Here is a 20,868-nt window from a genome sequence, read left to right on the forward strand (position 1 = left end):
CACCATGTTCTCCAGCCACTTCAACGATGTACTCGGCACCCTGGAAAAAACTGCCGTCGCACGCGACCGCCAGGGCGGCCATGCGGCAGCGGAAAAAGCCTTGCTGCGCGATGCCGGCCTGCTGCGCCTGGCGATCCCCCGCGAACATGGCGGCGATGCGCTGAGCTGGCCCGACATCTACCGCCATGTCCGGGCCCTGGCCGCAGTCGACAGCGCCCTGGCCCATGTGCTGGCGTTTCACCAGCTCCAGGTCGCCACCGTGCTGATCTATGGCTCGCGCCAGCAGCAGCGCCTCTGGCTGCGCCGCACCATCGATGAGAACGGCTGGTGGGGCAATGCGCTGAACCCGCGCGACACGCGTCTGCAGGCTCTGCCCCGCAGCTCGGAGCTGGCCGGCGGTTATGTGCTCGACGGTCTGAAAGGTTTTTGCTCGGGCACACGCGGCTCTCACTACCTGACGGTATCGGCCAGCGTGGCAGGCCATGCGCAGCCCGTTCTGGGCCTGCTTGAGACCGCTTCGCCCGGCATTGCCGTCAAGGACGACTGGAACCCCATGGGCCAGCGTCAGACCGACAGCGGCTCGGTGCAGTTCAATCGCGTCCAGCTTCCCGCCAGCGCCGTCATGCGCGACGAGAATGCCGAAGTCACGGCCTTTCATACGCTGCGCAACTGCCTGGCGCAGCTGGTGCTGGTGAATCTGTTTGTCGGCGTGGCCCAGGGCGCGCGCCGGCAGGCACGCGACTACGCGCGCGAACATGGCCGGCCCTGGCTGGGCTCGGCGGTGGAGCGCGCCACCGACGATCCCTATCTGCTGCGCCGCATGGGCGAGATGCAGGCCCAGATTTCGGGGGCCGCCCTGATGGCCGACCACGGCGCAGCGCTGCTGCAAAAAGCCTGGGAGCGCGGCCCTGGGCTGAGCGCGGCGGAACGTGCCGAGGTGGCCATCGCCGTCTTCGAAGCCAAGGTCATGGCGCATCGCTGCACCCTGTTCGCCACCCAGGAAATGTTTGATGTGGTGGGCTCACGCGGCACCCATGCCGACCTCGGCTTCGACCGCTTCTGGCGCAATGTGCGCACCCATACCCTGCACGATCCGCTGGACTACAAGCTCCAGGCCCTGGGCCGCTGGGCCGTGCATGGCGAGGAGCCTTCGGCGCAGCACTACAACTGAAGCCGCAGCCAAAAAGAAAAATCCGGGACCAGCCCGGATTTTTCGTATCGGCCGCGCAGCCTCAGAAGCGGTAGCCTATGGCCATGGAAAACACATCGGGATTGAGCCTGACGCTGATGCTCTGGCCCGAAGACAGGTGGATCTTGGTCTTCAGAAAGCTCTTGGAGTAGGACGCATCCACAAACCAGCGCTCGTTGAACTGGTAGACAAAGCCCAGCTGCGCCAGCGCACCGAACTTGTCGTCGAGCTCGGCCGTGGTCGGATTGGCCAGCGTGCCGCCGCTCAGACCGTTGAGCGTGGCCGTGGTCTTTTCGCCATAGAAATGGGCATAGGTCACGCCGGCTCCCACATAGGGGCGAAACGCCGCCTTGGCCTCGTTGAAGCGGTACTGCAGCATCAGCGTCGCCGGTATCGCCTTGGTGCTGCCCAGCTTGCCCACGCCGGCAATCGCGCCGGCTCCCGTCAGGTCATGCTTGAAGGGCGTCGCCAGAGGCACGTCCAGCGCCAGATTGTCGGTCACCATATAGGTGATGCCGCCACCCAGCTGGGTGTTGCTGCCTGCGTCGACCTTGGTGTTGGGAAAGGATGGGGCCGACAGATTGCCGCTGCTCACATCGGGCGACAGATGGGTGATGCCCACACGTGCCGACCAGGTGCCCGCAGATTGGGCGCCGGCCAGGCCGCAGGCCGTCAGGGCCAGAACGGCGGCAGAAATCCGCATAGGTTTCTTCATTGTTGTCTCTCCTGATTCTTGCTGCGGATGGGCTTAGAGCCAGCCGGCCTGTGCCAGCGAACGCGACACCAGCTGACCCATCTGCTGGTAGCCGTAAGGGGTGGGGTGGAAGCTGTTGGCGAAGACATAGCTCTTCCACCAGTCGGGGCTGGTTTCGCCCTGAGGAATGTTGGCGGCCAGCTTGTCGGCACTGCAGGTGGACAGCTCATCGGTACCGATCTTGGAGCAGACTGCCACCGTGGCATTGGTGAAGTTGTAGGCCGCAGGGTTGGAGATCTGGCTCTTGAACTCGGTATAGAAATCCACCACGGCAATGCGGCTGTCATTGCCTGCGGCGGTCTTCAGGGTGGCGTTGAACGCGCTCACCCAGCCGTCCAGCAGGGCTTCGGCCTGCTTGGAGGCAGCCGTGCCCTGGGCCTGGGCGATCTGGGCCAGCACGGTGGTGAACTTGGGGGTCATCTGGATGGCCGGGATGTTCAGCACGGCGATGCGCGTGGCGCCCTTGGCCAGCAGATCCGTCTGCATGCTGGTCGCCAGGTTCTGGGCCAGCGTCTGCATGTACAGGCCGCCGGCCTTGACGATGCCGTCCGAGCCCTGGGACAGCAGGGCCGTCAGCGTTGCCGTATCGATCTTGGAAGCCAGGAAGGCCTGCAGGTACTTCTGCGCCGCCAGCGCCTTGGCGCCATCGGCAGGCGAACCCGTCACGGCATAGGTTGCAGCCGCCGACTGATAGGTCAGCACGGCCGTGATCAGCGCGGCTGCGTCATTGGCGCCGCCATCGATGAGGATCAGGTCGTTGGAGGACACACCGGCCGCGCCCGCATCCTTGATCTGCTGCAGCACGGAGATGGGCGAGTTCACCACCTGGCCGGAGGCATCGACATAGTTGATCTGCGCGCCGCCGATGGCGTAGTTGGTGCAGCCGGCATTGGCGGTCACAAACGTGGTCTGGCTGGTGGGCTTGTAATGCGCGCACAGCGAGGTGCTGTAGAGATCGGCAATGCGCTCAGGCCAGACCAGATAGGGCTTGCCGGTCGTCGGATCGTTGCCCTGCACGGTGAACTTGTAGCCGAAGGTGCCGCTGTCCGAGAGGCTGTCGCCCATGACCTTGACCGAAGTGACCTTGGCCTTGGGGGTGGTATCGGCTCCGCCTCCGCCGCCGCAGGCCGCCAGCAGGCCCACCGTTGCCATTGCCGCCGCCAAGAGTTTGAGTTTGCTTGCCAAGATGATGTTCTCCTGAGGTGTTGTGAATCGCACGGTCGTGCTTTTTTCCTCAGCGTCATCCTAGCGACACTCATCCAGGCGTTGTTATCGGGCAATTACCGATGGTCGGACAAAAATCCAACGCCCAAGAAACTGGTCATCAGGCTGTCACGCAACAAAAAAACCGGACCTGGGTCCGGTTTGTCGAGGCTGGCAAAGGGGGGCAATTGGGCAGGGATAGAGCGGCCGCCCCCGGGCGGCTACTGTGCCGCCGTCCAGTCCACCAGTGCATCCCAGGCCGTACGCGCCGCGGCCGCATTGGCATGGTTGGCCATGGCTACCAGCACATAGCGCTGGCCGCTGGCACCGTCGACATAGCCGGCCAGTGCCGCCGAGTCGCGCAGGCTGCCGGTCTTGAGGTGGGCCGCGCCCGCAAAGCGGCTCTTGCTGCGGCGCAGCGTACCGTCCACGCCGACGATGGGCATGGAGGAGACGAACTCGGGCATCACGGGCGAGACCCAGGCGTTCTGCAGCATCTGCCCCAGTCCGCTGGCCGTGATGCTGGCATTGCGGCTCAGGCCTGCACCGTTGTCCACCACGGGCTGCTCGGCATTGCCCCAGCGCGCGGCCCACCACTGGGCCAGCGACTGCCTGGCAGAGTCGAAGCTGGCCACGCCGGTGCGCTGCATGCCCAGGGTGAGCAGCACATGCTGGGCCATGATGTTGTTGCTGTATTTGTTGATGTCGCGCACCACTTCGGACAGTGCCGGAGATTCCAGCTGGAACGCCGGCTGCAGGCCCTGGGGCACGCTGCCGTCGCGCACGGCGCCGGTGAGCTTGCCGCCCAGCTCGCGCCACATGCCTTCTATGGCCTTGGCCGCAAAGCGCTCGGGCTGCGCCGGTGCGATGGACCAGCTCTTGTCGCCGCAGCTTGCCGGATAGCTGCCGTTGAAGGCGATGCGCTGCGGATTGTTCATGTCCAGCTGCATTTTGCTGCGCCAGTCGCCGCAATCAGAAGCAGGAGCAGCCAGCGCAACTGTTTGCTGGTTTTCCATGCCAAACATTGGTGGATCGTACTGAATACGAGCGACACCAGCTCCTGCATCGGGAGCAATATTCAGCGCCACGGCCTTGTAGTTGATCAGCAGCGCATCGGGCGAGGCGTTGTAGGGCCGCCAGGGCTCGTTGTCGAAGACCGCCGCATCATGCGCGGGCAGCTGAAAGGCGCTGCGGTCCAGCACGATATCGCCCACGATGACCTTGATGCCCATGCCTTGCAGGCGGCGCAGCATCAGCCACAGGCGCTCCAGCACCAGCTTGGGGTCGCCCTGGCCCTGGATGTAGAGGTTGCCGCGCAGGGCACCATCGACCACCGGGCCGCCCAGATAGACGGGCGTGCGCCAGACATAGGCCGGGCCGAGCTGGTCGAGCGCCGCATAGGTGGTGACCAGCTTCATGACCGAGGCCGGATTCATGGCCTGGTGCGTGCGCCAGGCCAGGTTCGGTGGCGATCTGCCATCCACATTCATCACCAGCAGCGATACGGCATCGCGCGGAATCTTGGCGCGTTGCAGCGCCGCGTCCACGACAGCGGGAATGCGGGTGTCGGCAGGCAGGGACTGCGCCAGCGCGGGCTGGGCCAGCAGCGCCAGCAACGATGCGCCCAGCGCGCTCAGGGTCTTGCGAAGAAAGAAGGGGGTCTGCAGCATGGGGCCAGAGTCTACGCCGGGCTTCGCCCATGCCGGGCATTGGCAGCGCCCGCGGCAAGCTGGCGGCGGGCGTCCGATAATGCAGGGCTACGCTGCCCTCTCCCGCAGCCCAGTGCAGCCCAGTGCAGCCCTTATTGCGCTCCAGCCCGCCTGCGGCTGACGCCCCGCCGAACATGAATCTTCTCGCCATCGACACCAGTACCGATACCTTGTTTGTTGCCGTCCAGCGTGGCGATGCCATCTGGCAGCACAGCGGTCCGGGCGCGCAACAGTCGTCGGCCCAGTTGCTGCCGGCCATCCGCCAGCTCATGAAGGAGGCCGGGCTGAGCTTTGCGCAACTGGACGCCATTGCCTTCGGGCGCGGTCCCGGCTCCTTCACGGGCCTGCGTACGGCCTGCGCCATCACCCAGGGTCTGGCGTTTGCCGCCAAGGTTCCCGTGCTGCCCGTGGACTCGCTGCTCACCGTGGCCGAAGAGGCCCGTCATCTGCATGGCTGCACCGAGGTAGAGGCCGTGCTCGATGCGCGCATGCACGAGGTCTATCACGCCGCGTTCCGCTATGTGGACGGCCAGTGGATCGAGCCCGAGGACTTCGGCCTGTGCGCCCCCGAAGCTCTGCAGGCTGCAGCCGGCCATGCCGTGGCGGGCAATGCCCAGCCCGTCTACCCCGAGCTGCTGGCGCCCGCCGCCCGCCATGTGCACGCCATGCCCACGGCCACGGCCATGCTGCGCCTGGCTCCGGCACTGTTGGCAAAAGGCTGCGCGGTGCCGGCCGAAGAGGCGCTGCCGCGCTATATCCGCGATAAAGTGGCAAAAACCACGGCCGAGCGCGAAGCCGAGAAGGCCGCCGCTGCTGCTGCCTCCGACGCCGCCTCCCGATAAGCACCTCATGACCTTGCCCAGCAGCTCCACACTCGCCACTGACGCCAGCACCCAGGATGCGGCATCCCTGGTGCATTTCGAGCCGCTGTCCGCGCTCTGGCTGGACACCCTGCTGCCGATCGAGGAGCAGGCCTATGTCCACCCATGGACGCGCGGCAACTTCCAGGATGCCATGGTGGCCGGCTACCAGATACAGCTGCTGGTCGATGCCGATCACCAGTTGCTGGGCTACTTTGTCGCCATGCAGGCGCTGGACGAGGTACATTTGCTCAATATCACCGTCAATCCGGCCTGCCAGCGCCAGGGCTGGGCGCGCGTGCTGCTCGATGCGCTGGCGCTTTGGTCGCGACAGCAGAATGCCCAATGGATCTGGCTGGAAGTGCGCGAAAGCAATGCCCGCGCCCGCGAGGTCTATCTCAGGCACGGCTTTGCCGAAGTCGGTCTGCGCAAGAACTACTACCCCAACCCCAACGGCCCGCGCGAACATGCGGTGCTCATGAGTCTGAAACTATGGCCCTGAACCTGGACGCCCGCCAGCGGGCCATGCTGGAAGCCATGGGCATCACCGTCTGGTTGCCCGAGCCCGTGGAACCCGCGGCAGTGTCTGCTGTCACTGCAGTCGCCGCCGCACCGTTACCGGTCGCCGAGCCCCTGCCCGTCGCGGCACCGGCAATGCGCGTGGCGCCGCCGGACCCCGTAAGCCCGCCCGTGGCGCAGGCCGCCGCGCCCGCAGCCGAGGCATCGCCGGCACCGGTTCAGCCGCCTGCCCAGACCGCCAGACCCGTCAGTCCACCGCCCCAGCATCTGTCCGGCCACCGGGCGCACGAACCGCGCCAGTTCGTGCAGCAACCCGCCGCAGGCCCGGCCGGCGAGCCTGGCCTAGGCTGGACCATCAGCCCGGCCCAGCTGGTCTACCCCCATGCGCCTCAGCATGTGCAAAGCACCGAGCAAGGCGGCTGGCTGATCCTGCTGGAGCCTGCCGCCAACCCGCCCCTGCTGAGCCCCGCGCAAAGGCCTGCGGCCGACTGCGCCCAGACGGCGCTGCAGGGCGATGCCGCCAGGCTGCTGGACAATATGCTGCGCGCCCTCGGACTGCAGGAAAAGCCGCGCGTCTTCAGCGCCGCCCTGCACCGCGCGCCGCCCGATGCCGATCTCAGCCATGCCCAGGCACTGCAACCTGCACTGGAGACGCTGCTGCGCGAACTGCGCCCCGACTGCGTGCTGGTCCTGGGCCTGGCCAGTGCACGCGCGGTGCTGGGCCGCCATGATGCGCTGGGCCGGCTGCGGGCCGAACCGCACCACATTGCAGGCGTGCCCACGGTGGTGACCTACGACCCCAACTATCTGCTGCGTGCGCCGCAGGCCAAGGCCGGAGCCTGGGCCGACCTGGTGCAGGCCGACGCGTTTACCAAGGGGCTGTGACAGGCGGGCGACAAGCCCCGCTTACCCACTCCCCCAACTATGACGCACGCGACATGCTGCAGTGCAACGTAGCATAATCACTGGCTTCGAATTATTGAAAGACATCCGTGGAAACCTACCCTAGTTGGTAGCTTTCAGCTCCCGGTGAAGACTGCGGGGGTTGAAAGCGCCCTGATCCCTGCAGAACCTCAAGAACAATCGGGAGTGAGCTGATGCTCAACATCTTTACGCTGGCCAATGGTCGACTCGCTCAGGAAGAAATCGAGTCCCTGGCAGACCTCGAACGCTTTCGCCCCATCTGGGTCGACCTGGAGTCGCCCACCCTCGAAGAAAAGCGCTGGATCAAGCAGCACTACGAGCTGTCCATCCCCGAAGACGCGATGGACGAGGACATCGAGGAGTCGGCGCGCTTCTACGAAGAAGACAACGGCGAGCTGCATATTCGCAGCGACTTTCTGATCGACGATGACGAAGACCCCCGCTCGGTGCGTGTGGCCTTCATCCTCAACCAGCACAACGCCGCGCTGCGCAGCCACGGCGTGCTGTTCTCCATCCACGACGAGGATGTGCCGGTGTTTCGCCTGCTGCGCATGCGCGCGCGCCGCGCACCGGGTCTGATCGATGCGGCCGAGGACGTGCTGCTCAAGCTGTTTGACGCGGACGCCGAATACTCGGCCGATACGCTGGAGCGCATCTACGACGACCTGGAAAAAGCCAGCAAGATGGTACTGTCCGGCGATGTGACCGACGAGATGGCCAAGGAAGTGCTGGGTGCGATCGCCCGCCAGGAAGACTTGAACGGCCGCATCCGCCGCAACGTCATGGATACGCGCCGCGCCGTGAGCTTTCTGATGCGCTCCAAGATGCTCAACGCCGAACAGTTCGAGGAAGCGCGCCAGATCCTGCGCGACATCGAGTCGCTGGACAGCCACACGGCCTTTCTGTTCGACAAGATCAACTTCCTGATGGACGCCACGGTCGGCTTCATCAACATCAACCAGAACAAGATCATCAAGATCTTCTCGGTGGCCAGCGTGGCCCTGCTGCCGCCCACGCTGATCGCCAGTGTCTACGGCATGAACTTCAAGTTCATGCCCGAGCTGGACTGGGAGTTCGGCTACGGCTATGTGGTGTTGCTGATGATTCTGAGCGCCGTCGGCCCCATGCTGTATTTCCGCAAGCGCGGCTGGCTGAAATAGCCCCCCTGTGGCGCTGCGCGCCTTCCCACCGAGGGGGGCGACACCTTTGCTGGGGGCAGCCTTGCTGGGGCAGCCCTTGCTGGGGGCAGCCCTTGCCCGGTGTCTGCTCACATACGCTGCACCAGAGCCAAGGCGTTATCCATAAAAAGAGGAGCTGTTTACGCCTGACCGATGGTCATCTCAGACTCAAAAGATGCTGAAACCCCTACAAAATGAGCGCTAGGCGCTCCTTTTTTTGCTTGCGCATCACGATGACTGCGCTTCGGCACCGCGCTCGCGCACCCAGAGCACGATGCCGCAGAGCATCACGATCACCTGCGTGCCAATCAGCGCTGAAAAGCCTGCGAAGAATCCAGCAGCCACGCCGCCGCGTGCCGACAGCGCGCCGATCACCGCACCCATGATGGCCGGCATGAAGCCCGCGACCAGACTGCCCGCACCGTTGACCACGCCATAGGCGCTGGCCACATGCTCGGGCCGCGCGCAATGCTGCACGGTGCTCGGAATGGCCGGGCTCATCAGCCCCCAGCAGAAGTTGGCGGCAATCAGGCAATAGGCCGCCGCATAGCGGTCTTCCATATGGATGGCCAGCCACACGGCAATCGCCACGCCCATGCTGCCGAAGACAAAGATCAGCGGCACCTGCCTGCGCGCGATGCGGTCGATGATCATGCCGCCCACGAAGACCGCCGCCACGCTCGCGTATTGCGGCAGCGAAGCCAGCCAGCCCATCTCGCGCATGGAAAAGCCGCGCGACTCCTTGAGATAGGCGGGCAGCCAGTTGCTGCTGCCCCAGAGATAGGACAGAAAGGCCGCCGTGAGAATGGTGATCAGCCACAGATAGCGCGTGTGCATGGCGCCGCGCACGATCTGGCCAACCTGGCCCACGGCCTGGCCCAGCGACTGGGGCTTGGGCATGCCGGTCTCCACCTTGGGCATGCGCACAAAGGCCCAGACCAGCGGAACGCCCAGCAGCACGTTGATCAGGCCCAGCACATGGAACGAGGTCTCCCAGTTGTGGCCCACGACCAGGTAGCCGACGAAGGGATAGCCCACCGCCAGGCCCAGTCCGGTGCCCATATTGACCAGGGAGTTGGGTTTGCCGTTCTCGCGGCTCTCGAAATGCGCCTTGATGTAGCTGCCAGCCAGCGAGAACAGCGGCCCCTCGGACACGCCCAGCAGAATGCGCGATGCCAGCAGCAGCCCGTAGCTGTTCATGGCCGGCGACAGAAAGGTCACCACACCCCACAGCAGCAGCCCCGCGAAGAGGCTGCGGCGCACGCCGAACAGCGCCGCGCAGAACGGCGTGAGCACAAAGGACGAAACACCGTAACCGACCATGAAGGCCGTGGCCAGCAGACCCTGACGCGTTCGGTCGTCAGGGGTGAGGCCGATGTGCGACAGAAAGTCCTGATCGGTGATGAGGACCGAGATATTGATCCGGTCCACGTAGGAAATGGCGACGATCACGAACAGCGTGACCACGCCCCACCAGCGCAACGAGCGTGAGTCTTTCATGACAGGAGTCCGGCTAGCGTTGAGAGAGAAAAAAGCCGGGACCGGCACCCGCCGGCCCCGCCAGGGCGCACGTCCTGGCGGGCGCGCGGTACGGCAGCCGTGCTGCCGCCGAAACCCCGGGGCCGGCCCATGCCGGCCCGACGGGGCAGGATCAGAAGAAGTGGCGGATGCCCAGTTCCAGGCCGCTCGCGTTGCCGCCCGGCGTGGTGCCGGGAGCGCTCAGCCCCTGCACGCCGATGGACTTCGCCGCCGAGCCCTTGTTCTTCAGGAAGGCATAAGTGCCGTAGACCTGGGTGCGCTTGGAGAGGTTGTAGCCATAGCCCACGCTGATCTTGTTCCAGTCCGCATTGCTGCCGGACAGGTTGTAGTGGCCGAAGGAGGCACGGGCCTCGCCATTGCCCAGGGGAGCAGTCACGCCCAGCTGCACGGCCGTGATCTTGGTGCCGCCGCGCTTTTCCGAGGCCCACAGCAGCATGGGCTTGGCCACTCCGAAGTCGTAGGACAGGCCGACATTGTTCGCCGTCAGATTGGTGTCGCTGGTGTTGCCGTAGAGCCGGCCCGTGGCCAGCGCGCCGTTGAACGCCCCCTGGCGATAACCCAGGCGCAGGCCGCGATAGTCGCCCTCGCGCTTGTTGGGTGCGCCGCTGGGCTGCTCGCCGAATGCCAGCTGGACCTGGCCGTAGAAGCCGCCCAGGTTCTGGGGCAGGAAATAGCTCACCGCATTGCTGATCTGTATGGGCGCACCGCCGGTCGATGGAACGCCCGGAACGCCCAGCATGGTGAAGGCACCGGTGCCGCCCACGCCGTTGGTCAGGAAGGGATCGAAGATCAGCGTGTTCAGAAAGGTCGCCGAATCGTCGCGCCCCAGGCGCACCTCGCCCCAGTTGCCCATCAGGCTGACGGTGGAGCGGCGGTTGAAGTTCAGGCCGCCGCCCGTGGCCTTGCCCGCGCCGCTGTCCACGTCCAGGCCGGCCTCGAGCCAGAAGCCCGCCTTCAGGCCGCCGCCCAGATCCTCGGTGCCGCGAAAGCCCAGGCGGCTGATGTTGGCGCCGCCTGTGGAAAGGCCGGTCTTGGAGGCTCCCGAGCCGCCCAGATGAGCCACGCCGACGTCGACGACGCCGAACAGCTCGACCTTGGATTGCGCAAAAGCCGCGCCGGGCAAAGACGCCAGGCAGGCTAGCGCCACGCCGAGAGCCGGCGTATGGATGGATTTCATGGTTGCTCTCCTCTAGGGGTGGTGGGTTGTCTTCAGTTGCTGGCCCAGGGCCTCACTCGTCAATTCGGCATGGTCCAACCAAGGGATGCCGAGGAAGGGCCCGGGCCGGCCGCGCAGCCCCGCACCGAGGGTGTCGCCCCCCTCTCCCGCAAAGCGGATACAGAGCGGGGGAAGGCGCGCAGCGACTCAGGGGGTGTCATATATCCAGGACCAGGCGCTCGCTCTTGCAGCCGGAGACGCAGACCATCATGACCTTGTTGCCGGCGCGCTCCTTGGGGCTGAGCACCGAGTCGCGGTGGTCGGGCACACCTTCCAGCACGCGGGTCTCGCAGGAGCCGCAGACCCCTTCGCAGCAGCTGTGGTCCACATCGACACCGGCGTCCAGCAGCGTGTCCAGCAGGGACTTGTCGGGCGTGATCTCGATGAAGCGGCCGCTGCGCTTGAGCTCCACCGTGTAGTTGCTGCGCGCATCGGACGACGCCTTGACTTCCACCGGTGTGAAGCGCTCGATGTGGGCGTTGACATGGCCGAGCTCGGCGCAGAACTTCTCGAAGGCGTCGAGCATGGGCGTCGGGCCGCAGGAATAGTGGTGCAGGCCCGCATCGGGTGCGCGCTGCGCCAGCAATGCCCGCAGGTCGGGCGGGCCGCCCTCCTCTGCATCGAAGTGCAGATGCAGCGGCATGCCCAGGGCCTGCAGCTCGGCCAGAAAGGCCGCGCTCTTGCGCTCGCGCGCAAAGTACAGCATCTCGAATGAATGCCCCAGGCTCTTCAAGCGGCGTGCCATGCACAGCATGGGCGTGATGCCGATGCCGCCGGCCACCAGCACCGAATGCGTCGCCGCCTCGTCAAGCGCGAAGTGGTTGCGCGGCTCGGAGATGGTGATGGGCATGCCCACGCGCAGCGACTCGTGCACGCAGCGCGAGCCGCCGCGGCTGGCGCGGTCGCGCAGCACGCCAACCACGTAACGATGGCGCTCGCTGCTGTCGTTGGACAGGGAATAGCTGCGCACCAGCCCGTTGGGCAGGTGCAGGTCGATATGCGAGCCGGCCGTGAAGGCCGGGAACTCGCCGCCATCGACCGGGCGCAGTTCCACGCTGATGGTGTCCTGGGCCTCGAAGCGCAGCGTGTGCACAAAGGCCTGCAAGCTGTTGCTCATGATGCGATGCCTTCGTCGATCTGTTCCTGGGCCTGGCGACGCAGATGGCGGCGCAGGCGCACCAGGCCGATGTCGTGCTGGTAGAGGTTCTCGCGCTCGTTGGCGTCGGCTTCCATCTGCTCCATCATGATGCGGTCCTGCTCCAGCACGGCCCAGTGGCGTGCCTCGAGGCGGTTGCGGTAGAGGAAGCGCCAGGTGTCGCGCATCCAGCCCTGCACCTTGCGCGCGCGCCAGAAGAAGACGGCGCACAGATCGGCGCTGATGGGCGTGACGCAGGCCACGATGGCGAAGTTGCCGCCGGGGCCGCCGGTCTTGGGATAGGGAATCTCCAGGCGCATCCACTGCGCGCCGGTTTCGCCGTATTCGGTCCAGTCGAAGTTCACGCCGCGCTGGCCGACCTTCTCGAACACAAAACCGTGATCGGTGTCACGCACCTGGAAGCTGGCCTTGCTGTCGCCCTCGGCCATGGAGTGCGACTGCTTGTGCAGGAAGGTGCCGTGCATGGGGTCCATGACGTTGTCCAGCGCGTAGCGGTAGTCGCTGCGCCACTCGGCATAGCACAGGAAGTTCGAGTACTCGGGCGAGCTCAGCTCCTCGGGCAGGCTGAAATCGGGAGCCTCGTCCACATGCTTGTCGCTGTTGTAGAGGAAGATCGCGCCATGCATCTCGCGCACATGGAAGGCCAGCGCAGCGCGCGAGCCTTCGAGCTTGCAGCCGGGGCTGCCGGGCACCTTGGTCACCGTGCCGTCGCAGCGCACTTCCACGCCGTGGTAGGGGCAGGCCAGGCGGTCGCCCAGGATCACACCCTGGGACAGCGGCGCACCGCGATGCGGGCAATGGTCTTCCAGCGCATGGACCTGACCGGCAGCATCGCGCCACAGCGCGATCTTGCGGCCGAAGCGGCGCAGCGAGACGGGCTCGCTCTTGACGAAATCCGAAGGGCAGACTGCATACCAGAGGTTCTTCAGACCCGTATTGAGCAGACGGTCCACCGGATCGATGGTGATGGTTTGTACGTTCATGGGGTACTCCTGTCCTGTGCTGTCTCAATAGCCCAGACGGGCCATCAGCGCCTGAAAGCTGTCTTCGGTCCAGGGCTCGCCGTTCTCGCCGGCGGGGCCGCTGCGGTTGATGTAGGCCACCAGCTCGGGCAGCGTCTGCACGCCCTCGCCGAAGGCGCGCTCAATGGAGTCGCCCAGCAGGTCCTCAAACAGGGTGGAGGCGCGCTCGCGCGCCTGATGCGGCTCGAGATATCGATCAGCGGCCATGGTTCTCTCCTTCGAAAACTGTCTTGAATCGTGGTTCGGTTTCATTGCCCGAAGCGCTGCGTGCCACCCGTATCGCGTGAAACTGGCGCGGCCCAACCTCAGGGACACCGTGGAAGGGCCTGGGCCGGCCGCGCCGCCCCACACCGAGGGTGCCATCCCCCTTGGGGGCGCCGTGCAACGGGAAGGCGCGAAGCGACTCAGGGGGTTGGTCATTTAGTCGGCCCGGATATCCAGGTCCTTGATGAGCTTGCCGAAGCGGTTGTAGTCGGCAGCATTGGTCTTTTCCAGACGTGCCGGCTCGCCGCCCGCAGGCAGGGCGCCGAAGGCCGCCATCTTGCTGACCACATCGGGCATCTTCAGAATTTCATTGAGGTGGGTGTTCAGCAGCTTGACGGTCTCGGGCTTCATGCCCTTGGGGCCGAACAGGCCTTGCCAGGCCGACACTTCCACATCCTTGACGCCCTGCTCGGCCAGCGTGGGCACATTCGGGGCCAGCGGGCTGCGCTGGGCATCGGCCACGGCCAGCACGTTGACCTTGCCGCCCGCATAAGGTGCGATGGGGCCCCAGGTCATGAAGGTCGTGGGCACATGGCCACCGATCAGATCGTTGACTGCGGGCGCCACGCCCTTGTAGGGAATGTGGGACAGCTTGGTGCCCGCCGCCTTGTTGAACATCTCGCCCAGGATGTGCATGGGCGAGCCGCTGCCGGGGCTGGCATAGGTCAGGCCATCGCGCTTGCCCTGGCTCGCCAGGGTCTTGATGTCCTTGATGCCCGAGCCCTGGCTGGCGGCCACGAACATGGGCTGCACGCTGGTCTGCACGATGGGCGTGAAGCCGCCGAGCACGTCGTAGCTCGAACCCGCATTGGTCTTGAGCACGAACTGGGCGATGGCAAAGGTATTGGGCGCCAGCAGCAAGGTGTAACCGTCGGGTGCGGCCTTGGCCACATGCACGGTGCCGATGGTGCCGCTGGCACCGGGCCGGTTGTCCACCACCACGGGCTGGCCCAGTCGCTGGCCCAGCTTCTCGGCATACAGGCGCGCCATGGCATCGGTATCGCCGCCGGCCGGATAGGCCACGACGATGGTGATGGGCTTGCTCGGATAGGCTTGCGCCAGCGCGGAACCGGACATCTGGGCTGCAGCCAGCAATGCAGCAGCGATAACTACCTGGCGACGAATGTTTTTCATGAAATAGCCCGTGGGGTTGTGGAATCGTGGTGGGAGGGATACCGGCCAGCCGACGCTGCCAATGCCTCTTAATGCTTCTTGTCGGTCAGGAACTTGCCGTCGGCAGCGCCCACGCCCTTCTGGCGCCGGGTGTTGCCGTCCAGGCCGCCGTCGATGGCCCACTCGGCGAACACCGTCGGGCCGGGCTCGAACTCGCGTGGCTGCCAGTCGGCAGTCAGCTGGTCCTCGTCGGCGTAGTACTCGACCAGCGCGCCGGCCGGGTTCTTGAAGTACCAGAAATAGGCCGAGGACACGGGGTGGCGACCCGGGCCGAGCTGGGTGTCCCAGCCGCAGCGCGAGATATGCATGCCGCCGCCGAAGACCTCGTGGATGTCGCGCACGGTGAAGGCCACATGGTTCAGGCCGGCATGCTTGTCGGGGCGCTGCAGCAAAAAGATGTCGTGGTGGCCGCCGTCGGGCGCGGTGCGCAGAAAAGCGCCGCGCTCGGGATAGCGGTCCGAGGCCGCAAAGCCGAAGTTCTCCACATAGAAGCGCTCGCAGGCCTGCACGTCCTTGACGAAGAACACCACATGGCCGACCTCGATGGGCTGGGCGCGCTCATAGGCCGGGCTGGCCTGGTTGATGCGGCCCTTGCGGTCCCAGGTGTTGTACTCGGCGCTTTGCATCTGCACATCGCGCTTTTGCGTGAGCTGCAGGCGCACGGCCAGGCCATTGGGGTCGGTGCAGCCAATACGTCCGCCGTTCGGGCCGCCCTGCTTCACAAAGCCCGGCAGCTGTGCAATACGGGCTTCATAGAGCGCGAGATCGGCTGCACTTTCCACGCCCCAGACCACTTCGCGCAGCGTGGGGCCGGCTTCGATGGCGGACGGCAGATCGGGGTGATTGGTGGCGGCCACGATCACGCGGCAGCCGTTGAGTGTCTCGAACACCAGCCGGTCGGCCTGCTCCTCGGCCAGGCTCAGGCCCCAGTCGAGGAAGAACTGGCGGCAGGCCGCCAGGTCGTCGGCGCCGTAGCTGATTTCGTCAATGCCCAGTACGCTCATGATCTTTCCTTAATTTGCCCAGCCCAAGGGGTTGGCGTTCAGGCCCCAGTACAGGCTTTTCTGCTCCATGTACTGCTGTATGCCCAGACGGCCTTTTTCGCGGCCCAGGCCGCTGTCGCGCCAGCCGCCGAAGGGCGTGGAGATGGAGAACTGCTTGTAGGTGTTGATCCAGACAGTGCCGGCCTGCACGGCGCGGCCTATGCGCCATGCGGCCTTGTAATCGCGCGTCCAGATGCCGGCGGCCAGCGCGTAGACGCTGTCGTTGGCCTGCTCCAGCAATGCCTCTTCGTCATCGAAGGGCATGGCCACGAGCACGGGGCCGAAGATCTCCTGCTGGCAGATCTGGTCGTTGTTGGTCACGCCTTCGAGGATGGTTGGGCGGTAGTAGTAGCCGCGCTCGTACAGCGCACCCTCGGGGCGATGGCCGCCGGTGCGCAGCCGGCCCCCTTCAGACAGGCCCAGCTGCACATAGCTCTCGATGGATTCGCGGTGCTTGGCGGTGATCAGCGGGCCCATCTGGGTGCATTCGTCGGCCGGATCGCCCACACGCAAGGCGGCGGCCTTCGCTGTGAGGCGTTCCATGAAGTCGCCGTAGAGCTTCCTCGCCACGAACAGGCGCGAACCGGCGATGCAGGATTCGCCCGAGGAGCTGAAGATGCCGTAGAGCACGCCATTGACGGCGTGATCGAGGTCGGCATCCTCCAGCACCATGGTGGCCGACTTGCCGCCCAGCTCCAGCGAGACGGGCATCATCTTGTCGGCCGCGATGCGGGCGATGTGCTTGCCGGTGGAAGTGCCGCCCGTGAAGGACACGCGCTTGACCAGCGGGTGCTTGGTGATGGCGTCGCCGATCACCGAGCCGCGGCCGGGCAGCACGCTGACGATGCCCTTGGGCACGCCTGCCTCTTCGCAGATGCGGGCCAGTTCCAGTGCCAGGAGCGGCGTGGCTTCGGCAGGCTTGACGACCACGGCATTGCCGGCGGCCAGCGCCGGTGCGAGCTTTTGCGCCTCGCTGGCGATGGGCGAGTTCCACGGCGTGATGGCCGCGACCACGCCCATGGGCTCATAGACGCTCATGGTCATGAAGTCGCCACGCGAGGGCGTGATGGTCTCTTCCATGGTCTCGCAGGCCGCCGCGAAGAACTGGAAGGTGCCGGCAGCGCTGGCCACCAGGGCGCGCGTCTCGCTGATGGGCTTGCCGTTGTCCAGGCGCTGCAGCTGGGCCAGAGGCTCGGCGCGCTCGCGGATCAGCTGGGCCACGCGGTGCAGCACGGCGGCGCGCTCATGGGGCTTTTTCTGGGCCCAGCCGCTGGTGCGGAAGGCATGGTCGGCCTTCTCTATGGCCTCTTGCACATCGGCCAGGCTGGGGGCGCGCAGGCGGCCCACCACCTCGCCGGTCGCGGGGTAGAGCGTGGCAGACTCGTCGCCGCCGCCAAGACGCCATTCGCCGCCGATATTGATGGGGAGCAGTTCTAGGTTCGACATCGTGAAGCTCTTTCGTTCTTGCTGGTCGTGCTGGCTCACTGGCCCTTGGTGGTGGCCGGGATCTGATCGAGCTTGTTCACCGGCGGGCCCGAGAACGTGGTCTTGAAGCTGCCGATGGCGCGCATGTCGATCTCGAGCAGGAAGGGTCCCTTCTTGCCCCAGGCGCCTTCCAGCACCGCAGGCAGCTCGTCGAGATGGCTCACGCGGGCATGGGGCAGCTTGATGGACGCGCACAGCTGGGCGTAGTCGGGGGTGTGCAGCTCCACATAGCAGCGGCGGCCGCCGTAGGACGCATCCTGGATGTTCTGGATCACGCCATAGCGCTGGTCGTTCATCAACACGATCATGGTGTCGCACTCCTCCTGCACCAGGGTGGCGAGCTCGCCCAGGTTCAGGATGAAGCCGCCGTCGCCGGCCAGGCCCAGGGTCTTGCGGCCCGAGCCGCTTTCGGCCGCGCCGATGGCCGCACCGATGGCCATGGGCATGCCCATGCCGATGCCGCCGCCCGTGGCGTGCACGCCCGCGTTGGACTCGAAGAAGCGCAGCTCGCGGTTGCCCCAGGTGCTGTTGGAGACAGTCACGTCACGCACCCAGTTGAAGTTGCGGCCCACGGCCTGCTGCAGCTGCTGCACCAGGGCGCTGTACGGACCCAGGCCGTCGCGCATGGTGGCCACGACTTCGTCGTGCACCTGGCGCAGGTCGGCCAGCAGCTCGGGATCAGCCTTGTAACCGCGTGCTTCAAGGCGGTCGGCCAGGCCGCTCAGGGCCAGGGCCGAGTCGCCGCAGACAAAGCCGTCATCCATATAGCAGCGGCCCTGCTGGGCAGCGTCCACATCGATGCGCAGCAGCGGGCGCGGCAGCTTGAGTTCGTACTTCAGCGTCTCGTTGCTGCGCAGGCGCGTGCCCACGGCCAGCATGGCGTCGCAGCGCTGGTAGAAGGCCTCGACGGGCTTCTGGATGTTGTAGGCGCCTAGGGAGGCTGGATCGTCCTCGGGCACGATGCCGCGGCCCTGGCCGGTGCTCACGATGCCGAAGCCCAGGGCCTTCAGACGCTGCACGGCAGCGCCGGCATGGCGGGCACCACCGCCCAGCCACAGCAGCGGGCGCCTGGCCTTGGCCAGCTGCTCGGCCAGCGCGTCGAGCGCGGCTTCGCTGGGAGCCAGCACCGCCACCGGCAGCGGCGACAGGTCGGCCGGCATGTCGATCAGCGCCTGCTGGATGTCGATCGGGATCTCCACGCTGACCGGGCCCGTGGGAGCGGTCATCGCGGTCTGCACCGCAGCCTTGAGCGTGGACAGGCAGGTCTCGGCGCTCAGCACGCGGAAGGCAGCCTTGGAGACGGACTTCAGCATGGTCAGCTGATCCGGCGCCTCATGGATATAGGACAGCTTCTTGTCCAGGTACTGGGTCTCGATCTGACCCGTGATGTGCAGCAGCGGCGTGCCGGCCGTATAGGCTTCCACCAGGCTGCCGGCGATGTTGCCCGAAGCCGGGCCGGTGCTGGTGATGCACACGCCCAGGCTGGAAGTGGAACGCGCGCAGGCATCGGCCATATTGCCTGCGCCGGCCTCGCCGCGCGCCATCACGAAGCGCAGCTTGCCGCGAGCAAACATCGCGTCGAGGATGGGCATGTTGTGGATGGAGATCACCCCGAAGGCGGCCTTCACGTCGCAATGCTCGAGGAATTCGGCAACGACGGCGCCGACGGTGATTTGGTTTGCGGTGGATGTCATGTTCTGGTCTGAATTTCGTTGGTGGTCGAAGCCGGCGCGGGACGCCAAGCAAGGGCCCAGGCGACACCGCCCGCCCCCAGCCGCGAAGCGAGAGAGGGGGAGGCGGTGCAAGCAGCGCAGGGGGTGCTACGCATATCTCGAAAGGCCTCCGGAAACATCGATATGGCTGCCGGTCGTGTATGAAGACAGGGGCGTGGCAAGGTAGAAGATGGCGCGTGCGGCTTCGGCGGGCGAGCCCAGGCGGCCCAGCGGAATGGACTTCTTGCGGGCCAGCTCGGCGCTCCACTGCTCCCAGGTCTGGCTGCGGTCCTCTCGGGCATCGAAGCGGCGGCGCCACTGGCCGGACTCGATCAGGCCCACCAGGATGCCGTTGACGCGCACGCCCTTGGGCGCGAACTCGGTGGCCATGGAGCGCACCAGGTTCTTGAGGCCGGCGCGCGCCGCCGAGGTCGCGACCATGTGGGGCTCGGGCTGGGAGGCCAGCAGCGAGTTCACGCAGACAATCGCCGACTCCGTGCCGCGCTCGAGCTGGGGCAGAAAGGCGCGCGTGGGATGCAGCACCGAGAAGAACTTCAGGTGCAGCTCCTCGGTCCAGGCTTCGTCGCTGGTGTTCTCGAAGGTCGAGACACGGCCCTGACCGGCGTTGTTGATAAGAATGGAAGCCGGGCCCAGCGCCGCTTCGCTGGCGCGCGCGAACTGCTGCACCTGCTCGGCATTGAGCACGTCGCAGGCCTGGGCGAACAGGCGCTCGCGGGCCTCGGGGTGGCGCTCCAGCAGCTGCTTGACGGCCTGCTCCAGACGCTCGGGGTTGCGGCCGCACAGGGCCACGCGGGCTCCCTGGGCCAGCAGCAGCTCCACGGTGGCCAGGCCTATGCCCGAAGAGCCGCCGGTGACGACGGCCGTGGCGTCGAGTTTGAAATCATGCATGGCCGCCTCCTGCGCGCCTTGAAGTGATGGACAGAACCTGCGCGCTGGACTGCGGCCGGTAGTTGAGCAGCTCCGACAGTTCGTCGGCAGCCGCGCAGACGCACGGCACCAGCTCCGTCTGGCGCTCGGGATCGATCTGCGCCGAGGCCAGGGTCACGCCCAGGGCCGCGATGACGCGGCCGCTGTGGTCGCGCACGGGCGCGGCGATGGTGGAGATCGAGCTTTCGTAGAAACCGGCACCGGCCACATGGCCGCGCTCGCGATCGGACTGAACCAGATCGAAGAGCTCGATCACGGTCCTGGGCGTATTGGGCGAATGGCCTTCCAGGTGCTCTTCGGGATAGATGGCACGCAGCTCGGGCAGCGAGAGGTCGGCCAGCAGGATGCGACCCAGCAGCGTGGCATGGGCAGGCAGCCGCGTGCCCACGCGTACCGAGCTGGTCAGCGGCGTCGGCGGCGTGACCTTGGCCACATAGACGATGGAGCGGCCGTCGCGCACCACGATGTTGCAGGGGAAGCGGATTTCCTCGCACAGCCGCGCGATCACGGGCTGGCCCAGCTCGGTCAGGTCCATGGAGGACAGGAACTCGAAGCCCAGACGCAGCACGGACAGGCCCAGCCGGTAGTCGTTGCCGCCCTCGGCGCGCTGCAGAAAGCCCATGCACTCCAGCGTGTTGAGCATGCGGAACACCGTGGCACGCGGCAGCTGCAGGCGACGCGCCAGCTCGGGCGCGCCCAGCGCGGCGTTGTCGCGGCCGAACTCCTGCAGCAGGCGCAGACCGCGCTCCAGCGCAGGCACCATGTACTTTTCGGAGCCGCCGTCCGGCGCGCCACCAACATCTTCAGGAATAGTGGAAGCAGACATATCCAACTTTCGGTTCATTCCAGCTTGTTGCACCCGAGCTTGAAGCGCCCCCGCTGCATGCACCGTTTCCGTCGCCAGAGACAGCAAGCAAGGGCCGCCCCGCAGCGAGGCTGTCGTCCCCCTGGGGGGAAGGCGCGCAGCGACTCAG

At 66.1% G+C, this 20,868-nt stretch carries 19 protein-coding genes; 5 read left to right on the forward strand and 14 right to left on the reverse strand.

Annotated features, from left to right (window positions below):
• The first annotated feature begins 4 nt into the window (after positions 1-4).
• Positions 5-1,171, forward strand: a complete 1,167-nt coding sequence (locus tag FSY59_RS08690) for an acyl-CoA dehydrogenase family protein (RefSeq protein ID WP_148728821.1) — start codon at positions 5-7, stop codon at positions 1,169-1,171.
• Between the two features lie 61 nt (positions 1,172-1,232).
• Here the strand turns inward: FSY59_RS08690 and FSY59_RS08695 are convergent, their stop codons facing one another.
• The 3 genes from FSY59_RS08695 to dacB form a co-directional block, all read right to left on the reverse strand.
• On the reverse strand, positions 1,233-1,904 hold the full coding sequence (locus FSY59_RS08695) for an OmpW family protein (RefSeq protein ID WP_003060463.1): 672 nt from the start codon (positions 1,902-1,904) through the stop codon (positions 1,233-1,235).
• Positions 1,905-1,937: 33 nt separating this feature from the next.
• Positions 1,938-3,128 (reverse strand): SGNH/GDSL hydrolase family protein, encoded by a 1,191-nt coding sequence (locus FSY59_RS08700; RefSeq protein WP_019044142.1) that lies wholly within the window; start codon positions 3,126-3,128, stop codon positions 1,938-1,940.
• A 239-nt stretch (positions 3,129-3,367) separates the two neighbouring features.
• Positions 3,368-4,816: a D-alanyl-D-alanine carboxypeptidase/D-alanyl-D-alanine-endopeptidase gene (gene dacB, locus FSY59_RS08705; RefSeq protein WP_003060458.1), complete on the reverse strand. Its 1,449-nt coding sequence runs from the start codon at positions 4,814-4,816 to the stop codon at positions 3,368-3,370.
• A 173-nt stretch (positions 4,817-4,989) separates the two neighbouring features.
• On the opposite strand from dacB, the gene tsaB reads away from it, so the two are divergent.
• The 4 genes from tsaB (at position 4,990) to corA (ending at position 8,318) form a co-directional block, all read left to right on the forward strand.
• A complete protein-coding gene (tsaB, locus tag FSY59_RS08710; RefSeq protein ID WP_003060457.1) occupies positions 4,990-5,697 on the forward strand; it encodes a tRNA (adenosine(37)-N6)-threonylcarbamoyltransferase complex dimerization subunit type 1 TsaB in 708 nt (235 codons plus the stop codon).
• Positions 5,698-5,704: 7 nt separating this feature from the next.
• Positions 5,705-6,217 (forward strand): ribosomal protein S18-alanine N-acetyltransferase, encoded by a 513-nt coding sequence (gene rimI / locus FSY59_RS08715; RefSeq protein WP_003060455.1) that lies wholly within the window; start codon positions 5,705-5,707, stop codon positions 6,215-6,217.
• Entirely contained in the window at positions 6,208-7,119 is a 912-nt protein-coding gene (locus FSY59_RS08720) for a uracil-DNA glycosylase family protein (RefSeq protein WP_148728822.1), read from the forward strand. Before rimI ends, FSY59_RS08720 begins: the two co-directional genes overlap by 10 nt.
• Positions 7,120-7,331: 212 nt before the next feature.
• Positions 7,332-8,318 carry a magnesium/cobalt transporter CorA gene (corA, locus tag FSY59_RS08725; RefSeq protein WP_003060450.1) on the forward strand — a complete coding sequence of 329 codons (987 nt, stop codon included), beginning with the start codon at positions 7,332-7,334 and terminating at the stop codon, positions 8,316-8,318.
• 246 nt (positions 8,319-8,564) lie between these two features.
• On the opposite strand, the gene FSY59_RS08730 is transcribed toward corA, so the two are convergent.
• From FSY59_RS08730 to FSY59_RS08780, 11 genes are all read right to left on the reverse strand, one after another.
• The gene (locus FSY59_RS08730; RefSeq protein ID WP_148728823.1) at positions 8,565-9,836 is read right to left on the reverse strand and encodes an MFS transporter; all 1,272 of its coding nucleotides are present in this window, start codon (positions 9,834-9,836) and stop codon (positions 8,565-8,567) included.
• 151 nt (positions 9,837-9,987) lie between these two features.
• A complete protein-coding gene (locus FSY59_RS08735) occupies positions 9,988-11,052 on the reverse strand; it encodes a porin (protein ID WP_003060445.1) in 1,065 nt (354 codons plus the stop codon).
• Between the two features lie 196 nt (positions 11,053-11,248).
• A complete protein-coding gene (locus tag FSY59_RS08740) occupies positions 11,249-12,208 on the reverse strand; it encodes a PDR/VanB family oxidoreductase (protein ID WP_019044144.1) in 960 nt (319 codons plus the stop codon).
• Positions 12,205-13,230 carry an aromatic ring-hydroxylating dioxygenase subunit alpha gene (locus tag FSY59_RS08745; protein ID WP_148728824.1) on the reverse strand — a complete coding sequence of 342 codons (1,026 nt, stop codon included), beginning with the start codon at positions 13,228-13,230 and terminating at the stop codon, positions 12,205-12,207. The genes FSY59_RS08740 and FSY59_RS08745 overlap by 4 nt, the downstream gene beginning before the upstream one ends.
• 24 nt (positions 13,231-13,254) lie before the next feature.
• Complete coding sequence (locus FSY59_RS08750; RefSeq protein WP_003060438.1) at positions 13,255-13,476, reverse strand: recombinase-like helix-turn-helix domain-containing protein; 222 nt, start codon at positions 13,474-13,476, stop codon at positions 13,255-13,257.
• Positions 13,477-13,689: 213 nt separating this feature from the next.
• Entirely contained in the window at positions 13,690-14,667 is a 978-nt protein-coding gene (locus FSY59_RS08755) for a tripartite tricarboxylate transporter substrate binding protein (RefSeq protein ID WP_019044147.1), read from the reverse strand.
• Positions 14,668-14,735: 68 nt separating this feature from the next.
• Entirely contained in the window at positions 14,736-15,710 is a 975-nt protein-coding gene (locus FSY59_RS08760) for a VOC family protein (protein WP_003060432.1), read from the reverse strand.
• A gap of 9 nt (positions 15,711-15,719) precedes the next feature.
• Positions 15,720-17,195 carry an aldehyde dehydrogenase gene (locus FSY59_RS08765; RefSeq protein WP_019044148.1) on the reverse strand — a complete coding sequence of 492 codons (1,476 nt, stop codon included), beginning with the start codon at positions 17,193-17,195 and terminating at the stop codon, positions 15,720-15,722.
• A gap of 35 nt (positions 17,196-17,230) precedes the next feature.
• A complete protein-coding gene (locus FSY59_RS08770; RefSeq protein ID WP_019044149.1) occupies positions 17,231-18,928 on the reverse strand; it encodes a thiamine pyrophosphate-binding protein in 1,698 nt (565 codons plus the stop codon).
• Between the two features lie 126 nt (positions 18,929-19,054).
• Positions 19,055-19,855: an SDR family oxidoreductase gene (locus FSY59_RS08775; protein WP_003060424.1), complete on the reverse strand. Its 801-nt coding sequence runs from the start codon at positions 19,853-19,855 to the stop codon at positions 19,055-19,057.
• The gene (locus FSY59_RS08780; protein ID WP_172671673.1) at positions 19,848-20,720 is read right to left on the reverse strand and encodes an IclR family transcriptional regulator; all 873 of its coding nucleotides are present in this window, start codon (positions 20,718-20,720) and stop codon (positions 19,848-19,850) included. Before FSY59_RS08780 ends, FSY59_RS08775 begins: the two co-directional genes overlap by 8 nt.
• Positions 20,721-20,868: the final 148 nt, after the last annotated feature.

This window comes from Comamonas sp. Z3, assembly GCF_008121565.1.
GTDB lineage: Bacteria > Pseudomonadota > Gammaproteobacteria > Burkholderiales > Burkholderiaceae_C > Comamonas > Comamonas brasiliensis.

Coding starts and splice junctions, on each gene's coding strand:
- FSY59_RS08690 (WP_148728821.1), top strand. CDS start 5: ATGTTCTCCAGCCACTTCAACGATGTACTCGGCACCCTGGAAAAAACT.
- FSY59_RS08695 (WP_003060463.1), bottom strand. CDS start 1,904: ATGAAGAAACCTATGCGGATTTCTGCCGCCGTTCTGGCCCTGACGGCC.
- dacB (WP_003060458.1), bottom strand. CDS start 4,816: ATGCTGCAGACCCCCTTCTTTCTTCGCAAGACCCTGAGCGCGCTGGGC.
- tsaB (WP_003060457.1), top strand. CDS start 4,990: ATGAATCTTCTCGCCATCGACACCAGTACCGATACCTTGTTTGTTGCC.
- rimI (WP_003060455.1), top strand. CDS start 5,705: ATGACCTTGCCCAGCAGCTCCACACTCGCCACTGACGCCAGCACCCAG.
- FSY59_RS08720 (WP_148728822.1), top strand. CDS start 6,208: ATGGCCCTGAACCTGGACGCCCGCCAGCGGGCCATGCTGGAAGCCATG.
- corA (WP_003060450.1), top strand. CDS start 7,332: ATGCTCAACATCTTTACGCTGGCCAATGGTCGACTCGCTCAGGAAGAA.
- FSY59_RS08730 (WP_148728823.1), bottom strand. CDS start 9,836: ATGAAAGACTCACGCTCGTTGCGCTGGTGGGGCGTGGTCACGCTGTTC.
- FSY59_RS08735 (WP_003060445.1), bottom strand. CDS start 11,052: ATGAAATCCATCCATACGCCGGCTCTCGGCGTGGCGCTAGCCTGCCTG.
- FSY59_RS08740 (WP_019044144.1), bottom strand. CDS start 12,208: ATGAGCAACAGCTTGCAGGCCTTTGTGCACACGCTGCGCTTCGAGGCC.
- FSY59_RS08745 (WP_148728824.1), bottom strand. CDS start 13,230: ATGAACGTACAAACCATCACCATCGATCCGGTGGACCGTCTGCTCAAT.
- FSY59_RS08750 (WP_003060438.1), bottom strand. CDS start 13,476: ATGGCCGCTGATCGATATCTCGAGCCGCATCAGGCGCGCGAGCGCGCC.
- FSY59_RS08755 (WP_019044147.1), bottom strand. CDS start 14,667: ATGAAAAACATTCGTCGCCAGGTAGTTATCGCTGCTGCATTGCTGGCT.
- FSY59_RS08760 (WP_003060432.1), bottom strand. CDS start 15,710: ATGAGCGTACTGGGCATTGACGAAATCAGCTACGGCGCCGACGACCTG.
- FSY59_RS08765 (WP_019044148.1), bottom strand. CDS start 17,195: ATGTCGAACCTAGAACTGCTCCCCATCAATATCGGCGGCGAATGGCGT.
- FSY59_RS08770 (WP_019044149.1), bottom strand. CDS start 18,928: ATGACATCCACCGCAAACCAAATCACCGTCGGCGCCGTCGTTGCCGAA.
- FSY59_RS08775 (WP_003060424.1), bottom strand. CDS start 19,855: ATGCATGATTTCAAACTCGACGCCACGGCCGTCGTCACCGGCGGCTCT.
- FSY59_RS08780 (WP_172671673.1), bottom strand. CDS start 20,720: ATGTCTGCTTCCACTATTCCTGAAGATGTTGGTGGCGCGCCGGACGGC.